This window comes from Rhodanobacter sp. FW104-R8 (genome assembly GCF_001617365.1).
In the GTDB taxonomy this organism is placed as follows: Bacteria; Pseudomonadota; Gammaproteobacteria; order Xanthomonadales; family Rhodanobacteraceae; genus Rhodanobacter.
The window spans coordinates 58,149-71,568 of record NZ_LVJR01000010.1 but is presented as its reverse complement, the minus strand read 5'-3'; the positions used below and the strand labels follow the sequence as shown (position 1 = coordinate 71,568).

Genomic DNA, 13,420 nt, shown 5'->3' with positions numbered 1-13,420 from the left:
CTCCAGCACAAGACGTCCACACAATTCACCTGCGCACACTGTCAAAGATCTTCACCGCATCGACCACCCTTTCGGTGATCGCTCCGAGACCTTTCGTCCCGGGTGAGCCGCCCATTCTACATCGCTTTTTACGTCCGTCAACATCCGCAGCGGAGAAATTTTTCAGCGCGGGATGTCGCGGAGACCTTCGCGAAAGGGCGTTTCGTCGAAGGGGCGAGAATCATAGCGCCGAGCGGCGCTTCTGGGAAGGGGCACGTGCACTGTGCGCGTGAAAAGCGCGGCTGGCCGCAGCGCTACACTGCATGACACCCCGCCGACTGCGACGAGTACCGCGATGAAACGATGGCTTGTTCCGCTGCTCCTGCTGCTGGCCGGCTGTTCCTGCAGCGCTCCCGCACAGCACGCAGGAATGGCTGTCGTGCTGCACGGGCAGCGTTTATCGGTGGAGCTCGCCACCGACGGTGCCAGTCGCCAGCATGGCCTGATGATGCGCACCACGCTGGCGCCCGACCACGGCATGCTGTTCGTGTTTCCCTACACGGAGCCGCAGGCATTCTGGATGAAGAACACGCTGATCCCGCTGGACATCCTGTATTTCGATGCGGATCGCCGGCTGGTCTCGATGCAGTTGGACGTGCCGCCGTGCAAGGCGGATCCCTGCACGACCTACCCGAGCGATGCGCCTGCGCGCTACGTACTGGAACTGTCCGCCGGCGCGGCGCAGCGCATCGGCGTACGGCACGGCGACGAACTGAAGATCGACGGGGAGATCGGCACGGTGCGCTGAGCGGAGGCGCCGCCCGCATCCAGCATGCCGACCCGGTAGGGAATCAGGTCCTCGGGACGCAGGCTCTCCAGGACGTCCCAGTCGTCTTCGAACGGAATGAACTGTCGCATGACGATGTTCCTTGCATGAGGCGCCACGCGAGCGGGCGCAGGAACATCAGAACAGGCGGCCCGGCCAATACGCTGACGGGATCGGGCCGTTTGCTGGCAGGAACCGGCGTTCAGTCGATCTCGATCATCTCGAAGTCGGCCTTGGTGGCGCCGCAATCCGGACAGGTCCAGGTGTCGGGCACGTCCGCCCAGCGGGTGCCGGCGGGAATCCCTTCGTCGGGTACGCCTGCGGCTTCATCGTAGATGTAGCCGCAGACGACGCACATCCATTTGCGCAAGGCAGCGGCTTCGGTGGAACTCTGGCTCATGGTCGGGACTTCTCGGGATCGCAATGGAATTGTCCATTCTCGCAACTCGCCAGCCATTGCGAAAGCATGGAACATCACCGCCTGTTCCCACACCCCGCCCACGAGGTCATGCCTTGAACATGCTCACTGCGCATCCCGGCCGCGGCCTGTATGCGATCACCAACGGGCCGCGCGCCGATCTTCTGGCAGCAGTCGCACAGGCGCTGGCCGGCGGCGCACGGCTGCTGCAGTATCGCGACAAGGGCGCCGACGCACCCCGGCGACACGCCGAGGCGGCCGCGCTGCAGCAGCTGTGCCGCGGCCATGGCGTGCCGCTGATCATCAACGACGATATTGCGCTGGCCCGTGCGGTGGGCGCGGACGGGGTGCACCTGGGCCGGGAAGACGGCGACCTGGCCAGCGCCCGCGCGGCGCTCGGCGAGCATGCGATCATCGGCGTATCGTGCTACGACTCGCTGCAGCGCGCGCAAACGGCGGCCCGCGCCGGCGCGAGCTACGTCGCGTTCGGCGCGTTCTTCCCCTCGCCGACCAAACCGCTGGCGCCGCGCGCGCCGCTCGAACTGCTGAGGCAAAGCGCCGCGCTGGGCGTGCCGCGGGTGGCGATCGGCGGGATCACGCCGGACAATGGCGGCTCGCTGGTCGAGGCGGGCGCGGACTACCTGGCGGTGATTTCCGCCGTGTTCGCCGCCACCGACGTGCGCGCCGCCGCACGGCGCTTCGCCGACCTGTATCCCTCCGATCGAGAACCCGCACGATGAGCAACCACGAACTCTTCCAGCGCGCCCTGAAGCTGATGCCCGGCGGCGTGAACTCGCCGGTGCGCGCGTTCAAGTCGGTCGGCGGCGAGCCGTTCTTCACCGCGCGCGCAGACGGTGCGTACCTGTGGGACGTGGAAGGCACGCGCTACATCGACTATGTCGGCTCGTGGGGGCCGATGATCGTGGGCCACAACCACCCCGCCGTGCGCGAAGCGGTCGAGCGCGCGGTGAAGAACGGCCTGTCGTTCGGCACGCCCTGCCCGGCCGAGGTAACCATGGCCGAGACGATCACCCGGCTGATCCCTTCGGTCGAGATGGTGCGCATGGTCAACTCCGGCACCGAGGCCACCATGTCGGCGATCCGCCTCGCGCGCGGCGCCACCGGCCGCAGCAAGATCGTGAAATTCGAGGGCTGCTACCACGGCCACGGCGACAGCTTCCTGGTCAAGGCCGGCTCCGGCGCACTGACCTTCGGCGTGCCGACCTCGCCGGGCGTGCCGAAGGCGAATGCCGACCTCACGCTCACCCTGCCCTACAACGACCTCGCCGCGGCGCAGACGCTGTTCGCCGAGCACGGCAGCGAGATCGCCGGCCTGATCATCGAGCCGGTCGCCGGCAATATGAACTGCATCCCGCCGGTGGACGGCTACCTGCAGGGCCTGCGCGAACTGTGCACGCAGTCGGGTGCACTGCTGATCTTCGACGAGGTGATGACGGGCTTCCGCGTGGCGCTGGGTGGCGCGCAGGCGCACTACGGCGTGACGCCGGACCTCACCACGTTCGGCAAGATCATCGGCGGCGGCATGCCGGTGGGCGCCTACGGCGGCCGCCGCGACTTGATGGAGCAGATCGCACCGGCCGGCCCGATCTACCAGGCCGGCACGCTATCCGGCAACCCGGTGGCGATGGCGGCGGGCCTGGCGATGCTGGAGCTGATCCAGGCGCCCGGCTTCCACGACCATCTCGCCGCCCGCACCCGCCTGCTCTGCGACGGCCTGCAATCGGTGGCCGACGGCGCCGGCGTGCCGTTCAGGACCAACCGCGTGGGCGGCATGTTCGGCCTGTTCTTCAGTGCGGAAAAGGTGACCAGTTACGCGCAGGCCACCACGGCGGACACGGCGCTGTTCAACCGCTTCTTCCACGGCATGCTGAAGCGCGGCGTGTACCTGGCGCCGTCGGCGTTCGAGGCCGGCTTCCTCTCCAGCGCGCACAGCGACCAGGACCTCGCCGACACCCTGCAGGCCGCACGCGAGGCGCTGGCCGAGGCGCGTGCCACGTGAATGCCGACGGCGTTGAAATCTCCGCGCTGAAAGACGCCGCCGAAGCCGCCCTGGCGGGGCAATGGGTGTACCAGGAATGGGCTCGCTTCGAGGTGCCGGCCGTGTGGGAGCAAAACAAGGCCGACATCGCGCGTAGCCTCGAGCCGGACGTGACCGTTCCGAAGTTCTTCGCCTGCCGCATCGGTGGCAGGCTTGCCGGCATCGCCAGCGTGGTTCCGCGCGACCTGCCCACCTGCCCCGAGCTGGGGCCGTGGCTTGCGAACGTGCTGGTGCTGCCGCCATGGCGCCGCCGCGGCATCGGCCGCGCACTGGTTCGCCACGTGATGGACTACAGCGGCGCACTGGCGCCGACCCTCTACCTGTACACCTTCGACCAGGTCGATCTCTACCAGCACCTCGGCTGGGAAGTCCTGCGCCGGGATCAATACGCCGGGCGCGCCATCACGATCATGCGTTACCCGGCTGCGCCACGACCTTGAACATGGCGCGCTGCTGCGCGATCCAATCGGCAGAACCCACCGCCTCGCGACTCCCCTCGAGCAGCAAGTCCAGCAGCTGGCTGGAATACCGATAGCCCTCGCTGCCGCGGTCGAGGAAGGTGCGCATCGCCGGGCTGCGGTTGAACAGGCCCTGCATGTAGAGCACCCAGACTTTGTAGGTCTCGTCATCCAGCGCGTGTCGGTTGAGGATGATGTTCTCCATGAGGTCACAAACCAGTTCGACGACCGCCAGCACCTTGCTGCGCAACGGTTCCTCGTTCGGCACTGGCCGGTCTTCGTAGAAGTACGGCCGGCACTCGGGGTTGGCAATGAACGTCTGCAGGATCGCGCTGCTCACGCCGTACACCTGCCAGCTCGTCTGTGCCTCCAGCGATTCACGCTCGCCGCGCAACTGGTTGCGGATCAGCAGGAAGCCCAGCGCGGCTACCGTCGGTGCGGCCCAGGTACCCAGCATGGTCCATTGGTCGATCGTCAAGCTCATGTATCAGAATCCCCTGTTGATTGAGTGCCGGTGTCGGCGTATTGCAGATTGACGCTGCCCTGCCCTACCAGCTGCCGATGTTCGGCATCGACGCCCACGGCTCCTGCGGTGGCAGGTGGCCCTCCTGCAGCAGCTCGATCGAGATCAGGTCCGGCGAACGCACGAACGCCATGTGCCCGTCGCGCGGCGGGCGGTGGATGGTGCAGCCCATCGCCTGCAGGCGCGAACAGGTGGCGTAGATGTCCTCCACGCGGAAGGCGAGGTGGCCGAAGTTGCGCGCGCTGCCGTAGTCCTCGGTCGAGCCCCAGTTCCAGGTGAGCTCGATCTCGGCCTCGGGGCTGTCCGGCGCGGCCAGGAACACCAGCGTGTACTTGCCTTCCGGCACCTCCTTGCGGCGCACCTCGCGCAGGCCGAGGCCTTCGCAATAGAACCGCAGCGAGGCGTCGAGGTCGCGCACGCGCACCATGGTGTGCAGGTATTTCATCGGGATGCTCCTGATCGGCGGGCCTCAGCCTGCCGCAAAATCGCTCAACGCCGCGTGCAGGCGCGCGAGACCGTCGGCAAGTTCCTCATCGGTGATGGTCAGTGGCGGCACAAAGCGCAGCACATCCGGCCCGGCCTGCAACAGCAGCAAGCCGCGGGCGGCGGCGTGGTCGAGGACCGCGCCGGCCTTGCCCTTGTACGGGTCGGCCAGCACCGCGCCGATCATCAGGCCGCGGCCGCGCACTTCGGCGAACAGCCCCAACTCGTGGTTGATGCGCGCGAGCCCGGCGCGCAGGTCGTTCGCCTGCCGTTCCACGTTCATCAGCACCGCCGCCGAGGACAGCTTGGCCAGCGCGACGCGCGCCACCGCCGCGGCCATCGGATTGCCGCCGAAGGTGGTGCCGTGGGCGCCGTACTGCATCACCTCGGCCACCTTCGGCCCGGCCAGCATCGCGCCGATCGGGAAGCCCGCGCCCAGCGCCTTGGCCAGGGTCACGATGTCCGGCCGCACGTGGTCGTGGGTATGCGCGAACAGCGTGCCGGTGCGGCCCATGCCACACTGGATCTCGTCCAGCACCATCAGCGCGCCGTGCGCATCGCACAGCTCGCGTACCCGCTTGAGGAAGCCCGGCGCGGCCGGCACCACGCCGCCCTCGCCCTGCACCGGCTCCAGCATCACCGCCGCGACGTCGCCGGCGGCAAATGCCGCCTCCAGCGCCTCCGCGTCGTTGAAATCGAGGTAGCGGAAACCCGCCGGCAGCGGCTCGTAGCCCTGCTGGTACTTCGGCTGCGCGGTGGCGGTGACCGTGGCCAGCGTGCGGCCGTGGAACGAGCCCTTGAAGGTGATGATGACGCGCCGTTCCGGCGCGCGGCCCTGCGCGGCCGCCCACTTGCGCACCAGCTTGATCGCCGCCTCGTTCGCCTCGGCGCCGGAGTTGCACAGGAACACGCGCTCGGCGAAACCCGAGGCCCGCACCAGCTCCTCGGCCAGACGCAGCGGCGGCTCGGTGTAGAACACGTTGCTGCTGTGCCACAGCTTGTGCGCCTGCGCGGTCAGCGCGACGACCAGCTCCGGGTCCTGGTGGCCCAGCGCGTTCACCGCGATGCCGGCGCCGAAGTCCACGTAGTCGCGCCCCTCGGTATCCCATACCCGCGCACCCTTGCCGTGGTCCAGCACCAGCTCGCGCGGCTTGTAGACGGGCAACCAGTAGCGCTTGCCGAGTTCGATCAGGGCAGGAGGGGGCTTGTGCATGATGGCTCTCGGGAGGACGGCGCGGAGCGCGGGGACGGCGCAGACGCACATCGTAGAGCCATGCTGCATCCACACACAATCCGAAGCGATGTAACACCGATGCACGGGCTGTATCGCCGCCGTTACATGCCGCCATCGGGCCGCGCCAGGCCGCGTCTCGCGCGCATCGGGCGGCCGCCGCCATGCCGCGCTGTATCCGGCATGACACGCCATGCCCCGTCGCCGACCCCATGCCGAAGAGCGCAAAGCGCGCCACCACGGCCTTTCCCCGACGTGGCACGCGGATTGCTCACGGTCCATGGGGAACCGACGGGGAACACCCATGCGTCCGAGCCACCACGAACGACTCATCGACGGCCTTTTGCTGGTGCTGGGTGCGTCGCTGCTGTCGTCGGCGGCGTGCGCCGCCGACGCCCATCTGGCCGTGCAGGCCAAGCCAGGCGACATGGTGCTGCTGCGCAATGTCAACACGCGGCCGGCCTATCGCCCAGCCCCGCCGGGCATGGCGCTGATGGTCGACCCCTCGCCGCGCCGCGAGCTCGCCCGTGCGCTCGGCGCTGACGAACTCAGCGACGCGGACTTCGCCGGCCTCGACGCGGGCTCCCCGCAGCACGGCGGCCACGGCACCGTGGTCCAGCAGATGGTCGGCAACGCACTCGGCGGCACCTTGGGCGGCGGCAACGGCAGCAACGGCACTACCGCCGGCCTCGGCATCGGCAACGCGATGGCCGGACCGCTCGGCGCGGTAGGCGACACTACCCGCGGCATCGGCGACCAGGTGCGCGGCGCGCTGTCGCAACTGCCCGCCGCGATGCCGGCGCCCACCGGTCATTGAACCGACCATGATCCGCCTCGCCCTCCTGCTCGTCGCATGCCTGCTGGCCACGGCATGGCCCGGTACACCGGCTCATGCCGGCGACGACGACTACGCCGTCATGCTCGGCTATCTCGCCAACACCCGCATCGACGGCAACGCGCTACGCGGAGCCAGCGGCGCCATCGCGGTGAACATGGCCGCCGGCGATCTCAACCAGCAAGCCAACCTGCGCGCCTTCGCCAGTGGCGGCAGCGTCAGTATCCACAGTCTGCAACTGCAACTCGACAACCGCGGCGACCGCCCGCTGGCGGCCAGTGCCGGCATCGGCGGGCAGGCGCTGGCGGACGGCAATGGACTTGCCTCGATCAACCAGGCCAGTGGCAGCAGCAACGCGCAGCTCAACGCCGTTGCCGCCGCGCTGACCGCACAAGGCATACGCGAAGCGACGGATGACGCCCTGTCCACCGCCGTTTCCGCGTCGGCAGGGGGGCAGCACCCCGGGAATACCCCGTCATCCGGCGGCGGCACGCGCAGCGTGAGCGTCGAGTCGTCGGCGATGCGGGGCTACCAGGGCGTGGTGCAACTCAATCAGGCCGCGGGTTCTGGCAACGCCACGGGCAACCAGCTGTTGTTGTCCGTGTCGTCCACGCCGCGGTAACCACCACCCAAGCTGGAACGAGAGGACACCCATGAACGCGAACATGAAACGGACGATGCTTGCCATGGCCGTGGCGACGCTTTTCGCCACCTCGATGGCCTACGCCCACGACGATGACGACCATCTCCCCCCCAAGCCGGGAACCTACAAGTACGAGATCGACGTCACCAAGAACACCGACATCGACAAGAACGTCGATGTCAACGTCAACGTCAACAAGAACGTCAACGTCAACGTGCGCAAGGAGGAGAACGACCACAGCGTCGACGTGGCTCTCAAGAAGAAGCTCGCGCTGAGCACGGACGTGAAAATCACCGGTGACCCGACCGTCAGCGGCAACATCAAGACCGATTCGGCCGCGATCGCGGTGATCGACAACCGCCAGTCCGTCTCCGACAACAGCGGCACCAACGACAAGCTGAACAACACCAGCTCGATCGGCGACGAAGTGGCCTCCAAGGCCAGTGGCAACATCGGCATGAACGTGGCCGCCGGCGACAACAACACCCAGGACAACGCCGCGTCGCTGTCCGCCGCCGACGCCAGCTTCTCGTTCGGCATGGCCGACGCCGAAGTGTTCGTGCGCCAGGACGGCAGCGACAACGCGACCTGGAACACGGGCGTGACCAACGCTGCGGGCATTGGCGGCGACGCCTTCAAGGGTGCCGCCGGCAACATCGGCGTCAACGTCACCTCGGGCAACAACAACGAGCAGAAGAACGCGCTCGCCGCCTCGGTGGCCAAGACCGACTACGCACAGTCGAGCATCAGCTCGAACCAGACCTCCAGCGGGAACACGGTGCACAACGCCGGCACGGTCGAGCGCTTCAACGACACCACCCGGGTCACCCTGCGCGGCCCCGTGACCGGCGAGTCGTTCGGCTTCGGCTTTGGCAGTTACAGCGGCAGCTCGAACGGCACCTACTCGGGCACCACCTCGTCCGACAGCCGCGGCAATGCCTACCAGGCCAACAACATCTATCCGGACATCTGGCCCGGCGCCACTCACCCGGGCCCGGGTCCGCAGACCGGCCACTTCGACCTGGACGGCGAGGACCAGGGCGCCGTAAAGAACCCGTATCGCGGGAATGACTCGCTCGGCCAGCCGATCGGCGGCCTGGCGTTCGATACCGACAGTCACAGCAAGGGGAGCGAGAGCGGCACCACGCACTCGAACGAGTCCGGCAGGCTGGGCTTCGAGGAGCTGTCCTTCAGCGATCTGTTCGCCAGCCTGAGCGGCTCGGTGGTGACCACGCGTTACGTGATCAAGGACGCCACCAATACCGCCACCCTGTCCGGCAACGCGTTCGAGAACGCCTCGGGCAACATCGGTGTGAACATCGCTGCCGGCACCGGCAACCTGCAGGCCAACAGCCTGGCGCTGGCGGTGGCGCAGCCGACCGCCACACCGCCATCGACGGGCGGCGGCGGCACCGAGCACTGATGCAAAACGCCGCGCAAGCGGCGAACGAGGGCGGTAACCCGGCGACACCCTGTAGCCGGGCACCAATGGAACCCCCCCGGCCCGTCCCCTGCGGGCCGGGGGGACTTCCTTCGCCACGGAACCACCTCTCCGGAACGGACGATGCGCAACATCTTTGTCATGACCCTGCTCGCGGGCCTGTGCGCGGCGGGCAGTTGCAGGACCCACGCCGCCGACGTGCGATTCGGCGGTGTGCTGCCGAACGGCGTGCTCTACCACGCTCCGGTCCTGAGCATGCAGGAGGGCCGCTACCTCAACATGGTGCGCCAGCACACCGACTACAGCTGCGGCGCCGCCGCACTGGCCACGATCCTGCGCTACGCCTACCACCTGGACGTGGACGAGACCCAAGTCATCCAGGGAATGATGGGCGTGGCCGACCAGGATCTGGTCAGGCAGCGCGGCTTTTCGATGCTCGACATCAAGCACTACGTCGAGTCGCTGGGCATGCGCGGCCGCGGCTACCGCGTCGACGAGGCACGCCTGCATACGCTGCGCGTGCCGGGCCTGGTGCTGATGGACGTGCGCGGTTTCCGCCACTTCGTGGTGCTGAAGCAAGTGCGCGGCGGCGTGGCGGAACTGGCCGACCCGATGCTTGGCAACCGCCAGATGGCACTGGCCGACTTCATCAAGACCTGGCCCTCGCACGCGGTCTTCGTGGTGATCGGCAACGACTTCGACCGCAACACCGCCCTGCTGCAGCCCACACGGAAGCCCAGCGCGCGCGAGCTGTTTGCGCGACAGGGCCCGATCACCGATGCCGAGCTGCTCGACTTCGGCTTTACCCATGCCGACCTGTTCTAGAGGGAACGCCATGAAACTCCTTCCGCTTTCCATTGCCTTGATCGCGCTGGCCGGTGCCGCGGTACCGCTGCACGCGACCACGCCGCAGAGCGCCCCGACCAGCCGACCCGGCAGGGGCCTGCACGACATCCCCGATCCCGAGCTCAACACCCTGCGCGGCCGCTACACGATCGGCAGCAACGCGGTGGTCTGGTTCGGCGTGCAGATGGTCTCGACCTGGCAGACCGGCAGCGGCCAGGTGCTGCAGGGCACGCTGGCCGTCAACATGGATTTCAGCGGCAATCGCCCGGTGCCGCAGGTGAGCTTCCAGCCCAGCGTCAGCATCAGCCGCCCCGACGCCGTCATCCCGATGCCCGTGATCAACGCGACGCGCAGCGTCGACGGCAGCGGCCTGGCCAACGTCAACGGCGTGGTGCAGAGCGTGCAGGTGGCCGGCGACGGCAACCTCGCCAGCAACGTGGTGCGGCTGAACGTGCGCGACGGCGGCACGTTGTCCGGCGTGGCCGGCCAGACGCAGGGTACCGCCGCCATCAACAGCGGCGACGCCAGCGCCAGCGCCGGCTTCGACGGCCGCGATGCCAGGGTGCAGCTCGGCATCGCCGGCCTCGGCTCGGTGCAGCAGTGGATCCGCAACGGCAGCCTCGGCCAGAGCGTGCAGCTGGCCGCCGACAACCAGACGGCGAGCAACCTGATGCAGATCGACCTGATCCGCCAGTCGCTCGCCAGCAACATGCAGCTGAGCCAGAGCGTGGCGCAGGCCATCAACCTCGCCCGCGGCATCGGCGGTCCTTGAGACATCGTCTTCAGGATGGCGGCGCCACCGCCCGGTGCCGCCTCGAACGCAGGGGAGTCCGATCATGCAAAAGACCACACTAGCCGCCGTACTGGCCATCGTCCTGCTCGGCAGCGCTACCGCCGCCGCCCGGGGCCACGCCGACCAGCCATCGCCCAGCGGGCAGGACCAGGCCGACATGAAGGCGCTGATGGCCCAGTTGCAGGCGCTCAAGAGCAGCTACGCGCAGGAGGTGCGCCGGTTGCGCGAACTCGATGTGCAGGTGCAGGCGCTGCAGGCGCGGCTGACCGGCAAGACCACCAATGCGCCCCTGCCCGCCACGCGGGCGGAGACGCCGGCGCAGGTGGCCGCGCAGCAGGCGCCGACCGCCCCGGCCGGTGGCGCCGAAAGCCACGCCGGCACGCTGGCCGAAGCGCAGAAGGCCCAGCAGGCGCAGCAGACGGAGAAGTCGCGCAGTCTGCAGGATGCCCTGCTGCAGGAACACGCCACCTTCGATCGCCGGCTCACCATCGAGAACGGCCTCAGCTACAACCACTACGACCGCCGGCAACTCACCCTGAACGGCTTCCTCGCCCTGGACGCGATCTTCCTCGGCAACATCGCCATCCAGAACGTGAAGTCCGACACGCTGACCTACGACCTGGCAGCGCGCTACGGCGTCAGCCCACGGCTCACGCTGAACCTTGACGTGCCCTACCTTGGCCGCCGCACGTCCTACCAGAAGGGCGGCGCCGGTGGTTCGGCCGCGGCGATCGCCGAAGAGGACACGCACGGCTCCGGCCTGGGCGACGTCACCCTCAGCGCGAACTACAGGCTGTTCGCGGAAACCGCCACGCGTCCGGACACCGTGCTCACCCTGGGCGTCACCGCGCCGACCGGGCGATCGCCCTACGGCATCGACTGGAAGGTGCTGGAGCGCGACAACGACAAGTACATCCGCTTCGCCGTGCCTTCCAGGCAGCCGACCGGCAACGGCGTCTGGCAGGGCAACCTCGGCGTCTCGGTGATCAAGACGATGGATCCGGCGATCGTGTTCGCCAACGTGGGCTACATCCACTCGTTCCCTCGCCACTTCGGCGACGTCGATACCGATCCGCAGACGCGCACCCCGGGCACCGTGAAGCTGGGCGATGCCTATTACTTCGGTGCCGGCGTGGCCTTCGCGTTCAACGAACGCACCAGCCTCAGCCTGTCGTTCAGCGACAAGATCAACGGCCGGGCCTCGCTGAAGTACCACGGTGCGCCGTGGGCCAAGATCATCGGCAGCGACGCCAACGCCGCCACCTTCAACATGGGCGTGACCTACGCGCTGAGCGAGCACACCACGCTCGTGGCGATGCTGGGTGCCGGGCTGACGCCGGATGCACCCGACTACAGCATCACCTTCAAGGTGCCCTACATGTTCTGAGTCGCCGACCGGCCGCGCCGTGTCGCGTCCGCCGCCGGTCGTTCATTGCTGTGGTGACGCATGGTCGCGCAGATGCTCCAGTTCCAACCCGAGCTTCCGGCACAGGCGGTACACGGTGACGCGCGACACGTCGAGCCGGCGTGCGCATTCGCTGATGTTGTAGCGACTCTGGCGCAGGCAGTTCAGCACCGCCTCGCGCTCGGCCGACACGCGGGTCAGGTCGAGGCTGGCGCGGGCGCCGGATGCCGTCGGCGCCGTTTCCAGATCCAGGTCGGCGGCGCCGATCAGGTTGCCCTCGGCCATCACCGCGGCGCGCTGCACCCGGTTGAGCAACTCGCGCACGTTGCCGGGCCAGGCGAACGTGCGCATCACCCGCCGCGCATCGCTGTCGAACTCGCGGGCGCGGCAGGGATGCCGCGCGCGGAACGCATCGAGGAAATGCTGCGCGAGCCACTCGACGTCGCCCTCGCGCTCGCGCAACGCCGGCATGTGCAGGCGCAGCACGTTGAGCCGGTAGTACAAATCCTCGCGGAAACGCCCCTGCGCGACAGCGGCCTCCAGGTCAACATGGGTGGCGGCCAACACGCGCACGTCCAGCCGCACCAGCTGGGTCGAGCCCACGCGCACCAGCGTGCCCTCCTGCAGCAGCCGCAGCAGGCTGGTCTGGGCGTCCGGCGGCAGGTCGCCCACCTCGTCCAGGAACACGATGCCGCCGGCGGCGGCCTCGAAGTGTCCGATGCGCCGCGCGTTCGCCCCGGTGAAGGCTCCGCGTTCGTGGCCGAACAGCTCGGACTGCACCAGGTTCGGCGGCAGCGCGCCGCAGTTGATCGCCGCGAACGGCCGCTCACGGCGCGCGGACAGGCTGTGCAGCGCACGGGCCGCCACTTCCTTGCCGCTGCCGGTTTCGCCGGTGATCAGCACCGGCAGCTCGACCGGCGCGTACTTTCGCAGGCTGGCCACCATGACGCGCATCGCCGCGCTGTATGCCCCCGGAATGCCCGTGGCGTCGGTACCGTCCACCGGCTGCACCCCGCCATCGGCGATCTTCGCCAGCACGCCGAGCAGGCACTTGCACTCGAACGGCACGGTGAGGAAGGCCGTGCTGGCCCGCAGGATGCGCTCCGTCTCGGGCGTGTCCGCCGCGGTGTGCCGGGAAACCAGGGCAAGCCAAGGCAGCCACGGATAGTCGGCCATCAGCCGATCCATCGCCTGCACCGTTTCCGCGTCGCTGTGGCGCAGGTCCGCCAGCGCTACCACGATGTCGTCGCGGCGCATGCCGACGCCACCATGTAGCTGCGCATCGCCGACCCGGACCAGCCACCCCGCCTCGATCAGCGCCGCGCACTCGTCATCGGCCGGGTTGCCGAACCAGACCACGCAACGTCTGGGCATCTGTCTGCTGATCATCGCGCTGGCCCCCTGCCCCAAGCCGATGCAAGTCGGGGAGGCGGCGCACTTGGGCGTTTGGCCGGTCCCGCGACTACGGTCGCCGCATCCT

15 protein-coding genes are annotated in these 13,420 nt (G+C 68.4%); 10 read left to right on the top strand and 5 right to left on the bottom strand.

Features of this window, described 5'->3' with window-relative positions:
* Positions 1-334: 334 nt before the first annotated feature.
* A complete protein-coding gene (locus tag RHOFW104R8_RS02435) occupies positions 335-787 on the top strand; it encodes a DUF192 domain-containing protein (RefSeq protein WP_201028675.1) in 453 nt (150 codons plus the stop codon).
* Positions 788-1,007: 220 nt separating this feature from the next.
* Here the strand turns inward: RHOFW104R8_RS02435 and RHOFW104R8_RS02430 are convergent, their stop codons facing one another.
* The gene (locus RHOFW104R8_RS02430) at positions 1,008-1,205 is read right to left on the bottom strand and encodes a rubredoxin (protein WP_068091984.1); all 198 of its coding nucleotides are present in this window, start codon (positions 1,203-1,205) and stop codon (positions 1,008-1,010) included.
* A 119-nt stretch (positions 1,206-1,324) separates the two neighbouring features.
* On the opposite strand from RHOFW104R8_RS02430, the gene thiE reads away from it, so the two are divergent.
* The 3 genes from thiE to RHOFW104R8_RS02415 are packed head-to-tail and all read left to right on the top strand — an operon-like array spanning position 1,325 to position 3,722.
* The gene (gene thiE, locus RHOFW104R8_RS02425) at positions 1,325-1,963 is read left to right on the top strand and encodes a thiamine phosphate synthase (RefSeq protein ID WP_068092314.1); all 639 of its coding nucleotides are present in this window, start codon (positions 1,325-1,327) and stop codon (positions 1,961-1,963) included.
* Positions 1,960-3,243, top strand: coding sequence for a glutamate-1-semialdehyde 2,1-aminomutase (hemL, locus tag RHOFW104R8_RS02420; RefSeq protein ID WP_068091987.1), 1,284 nt, complete (start codon positions 1,960-1,962; stop codon positions 3,241-3,243). The genes thiE and hemL overlap by 4 nt, the downstream gene beginning before the upstream one ends.
* On the top strand, positions 3,240-3,722 hold the full coding sequence (locus RHOFW104R8_RS02415; protein ID WP_068091994.1) for a GNAT family N-acetyltransferase: 483 nt from the start codon (positions 3,240-3,242) through the stop codon (positions 3,720-3,722). Before hemL ends, RHOFW104R8_RS02415 begins: the two co-directional genes overlap by 4 nt.
* Here RHOFW104R8_RS02415 and RHOFW104R8_RS02410 read toward each other — a convergent pair.
* The 3 genes from RHOFW104R8_RS02410 to RHOFW104R8_RS02400 all read right to left on the bottom strand — a co-directional run bounded on the left by RHOFW104R8_RS02410 (position 3,691) and on the right by RHOFW104R8_RS02400 (position 5,959).
* Entirely contained in the window at positions 3,691-4,224 is a 534-nt protein-coding gene (locus tag RHOFW104R8_RS02410; RefSeq protein ID WP_068091997.1) for a hypothetical protein, read from the bottom strand. The genes RHOFW104R8_RS02415 and RHOFW104R8_RS02410 overlap by 32 nt on opposite strands.
* A 64-nt stretch (positions 4,225-4,288) precedes the next feature.
* Positions 4,289-4,708 carry a lactoylglutathione lyase gene (locus tag RHOFW104R8_RS02405; RefSeq protein WP_068092000.1) on the bottom strand — a complete coding sequence of 140 codons (420 nt, stop codon included), beginning with the start codon at positions 4,706-4,708 and terminating at the stop codon, positions 4,289-4,291.
* Between the two features lie 24 nt (positions 4,709-4,732).
* Positions 4,733-5,959, bottom strand: a complete 1,227-nt coding sequence (locus RHOFW104R8_RS02400; protein ID WP_068092003.1) for an acetylornithine/succinylornithine family transaminase — start codon at positions 5,957-5,959, stop codon at positions 4,733-4,735.
* 322 nt (positions 5,960-6,281) lie between these two features.
* Between RHOFW104R8_RS02400 and RHOFW104R8_RS02395 the strand changes: the two genes are divergently transcribed.
* The 6 genes from RHOFW104R8_RS02395 to RHOFW104R8_RS02370 all read left to right on the top strand — a co-directional run bounded on the left by RHOFW104R8_RS02395 (position 6,282) and on the right by RHOFW104R8_RS02370 (position 11,922).
* Positions 6,282-6,794, top strand: coding sequence for a hypothetical protein (locus RHOFW104R8_RS02395; protein ID WP_068092006.1), 513 nt, complete (start codon positions 6,282-6,284; stop codon positions 6,792-6,794).
* A gap of 7 nt (positions 6,795-6,801) precedes the next feature.
* Positions 6,802-7,434, top strand: coding sequence for a hypothetical protein (locus RHOFW104R8_RS02390; RefSeq protein WP_068092009.1), 633 nt, complete (start codon positions 6,802-6,804; stop codon positions 7,432-7,434).
* A 31-nt stretch (positions 7,435-7,465) separates the two neighbouring features.
* Positions 7,466-8,878 (top strand): hypothetical protein, encoded by a 1,413-nt coding sequence (locus tag RHOFW104R8_RS02385; protein ID WP_068092011.1) that lies wholly within the window; start codon positions 7,466-7,468, stop codon positions 8,876-8,878.
* A gap of 141 nt (positions 8,879-9,019) precedes the next feature.
* Positions 9,020-9,721: a C39 family peptidase gene (locus RHOFW104R8_RS02380; protein WP_082823494.1), complete on the top strand. Its 702-nt coding sequence runs from the start codon at positions 9,020-9,022 to the stop codon at positions 9,719-9,721.
* A gap of 10 nt (positions 9,722-9,731) precedes the next feature.
* Entirely contained in the window at positions 9,732-10,514 is a 783-nt protein-coding gene (locus RHOFW104R8_RS02375) for a hypothetical protein (RefSeq protein WP_068092012.1), read from the top strand.
* 64 nt (positions 10,515-10,578) lie between these two features.
* Positions 10,579-11,922, top strand: coding sequence for a transporter (locus tag RHOFW104R8_RS02370; RefSeq protein ID WP_068092015.1), 1,344 nt, complete (start codon positions 10,579-10,581; stop codon positions 11,920-11,922).
* Positions 11,923-11,964: 42 nt separating this feature from the next.
* On the opposite strand, the gene RHOFW104R8_RS02365 is transcribed toward RHOFW104R8_RS02370, so the two are convergent.
* Positions 11,965-13,314 (bottom strand): sigma-54-dependent Fis family transcriptional regulator, encoded by a 1,350-nt coding sequence (locus tag RHOFW104R8_RS02365; RefSeq protein ID WP_235604240.1) that lies wholly within the window; start codon positions 13,312-13,314, stop codon positions 11,965-11,967.
* Between the last annotated feature and the right edge of the window lie 106 nt (positions 13,315-13,420).

Excerpts from the sequence above, each read along its gene's own strand:
- RHOFW104R8_RS02435 (WP_201028675.1), top strand. The coding sequence starts at position 335 with ATGAAACGATGGCTTGTTCCGCTGCTCCTGCTGCTGGCCGGCTGTTCC.
- RHOFW104R8_RS02430 (WP_068091984.1), bottom strand. The coding sequence starts at position 1,205 with ATGAGCCAGAGTTCCACCGAAGCCGCTGCCTTGCGCAAATGGATGTGC.
- thiE (WP_068092314.1), top strand. The coding sequence starts at position 1,325 with ATGCTCACTGCGCATCCCGGCCGCGGCCTGTATGCGATCACCAACGGG.
- hemL (WP_068091987.1), top strand. The coding sequence starts at position 1,960 with ATGAGCAACCACGAACTCTTCCAGCGCGCCCTGAAGCTGATGCCCGGC.
- RHOFW104R8_RS02410 (WP_068091997.1), bottom strand. The coding sequence starts at position 4,224 with ATGAGCTTGACGATCGACCAATGGACCATGCTGGGTACCTGGGCCGCA.
- RHOFW104R8_RS02405 (WP_068092000.1), bottom strand. The coding sequence starts at position 4,708 with ATGAAATACCTGCACACCATGGTGCGCGTGCGCGACCTCGACGCCTCG.
- RHOFW104R8_RS02400 (WP_068092003.1), bottom strand. The coding sequence starts at position 5,959 with ATGCACAAGCCCCCTCCTGCCCTGATCGAACTCGGCAAGCGCTACTGG.
- RHOFW104R8_RS02395 (WP_068092006.1), top strand. The coding sequence starts at position 6,282 with ATGCGTCCGAGCCACCACGAACGACTCATCGACGGCCTTTTGCTGGTG.
- RHOFW104R8_RS02390 (WP_068092009.1), top strand. The coding sequence starts at position 6,802 with ATGATCCGCCTCGCCCTCCTGCTCGTCGCATGCCTGCTGGCCACGGCA.
- RHOFW104R8_RS02385 (WP_068092011.1), top strand. The coding sequence starts at position 7,466 with ATGAACGCGAACATGAAACGGACGATGCTTGCCATGGCCGTGGCGACG.
- RHOFW104R8_RS02380 (WP_082823494.1), top strand. The coding sequence starts at position 9,020 with ATGCGCAACATCTTTGTCATGACCCTGCTCGCGGGCCTGTGCGCGGCG.
- RHOFW104R8_RS02375 (WP_068092012.1), top strand. The coding sequence starts at position 9,732 with ATGAAACTCCTTCCGCTTTCCATTGCCTTGATCGCGCTGGCCGGTGCC.
- RHOFW104R8_RS02370 (WP_068092015.1), top strand. The coding sequence starts at position 10,579 with ATGCAAAAGACCACACTAGCCGCCGTACTGGCCATCGTCCTGCTCGGC.
- RHOFW104R8_RS02365 (WP_235604240.1), bottom strand. The coding sequence starts at position 13,314 with ATGCCCAGACGTTGCGTGGTCTGGTTCGGCAACCCGGCCGATGACGAG.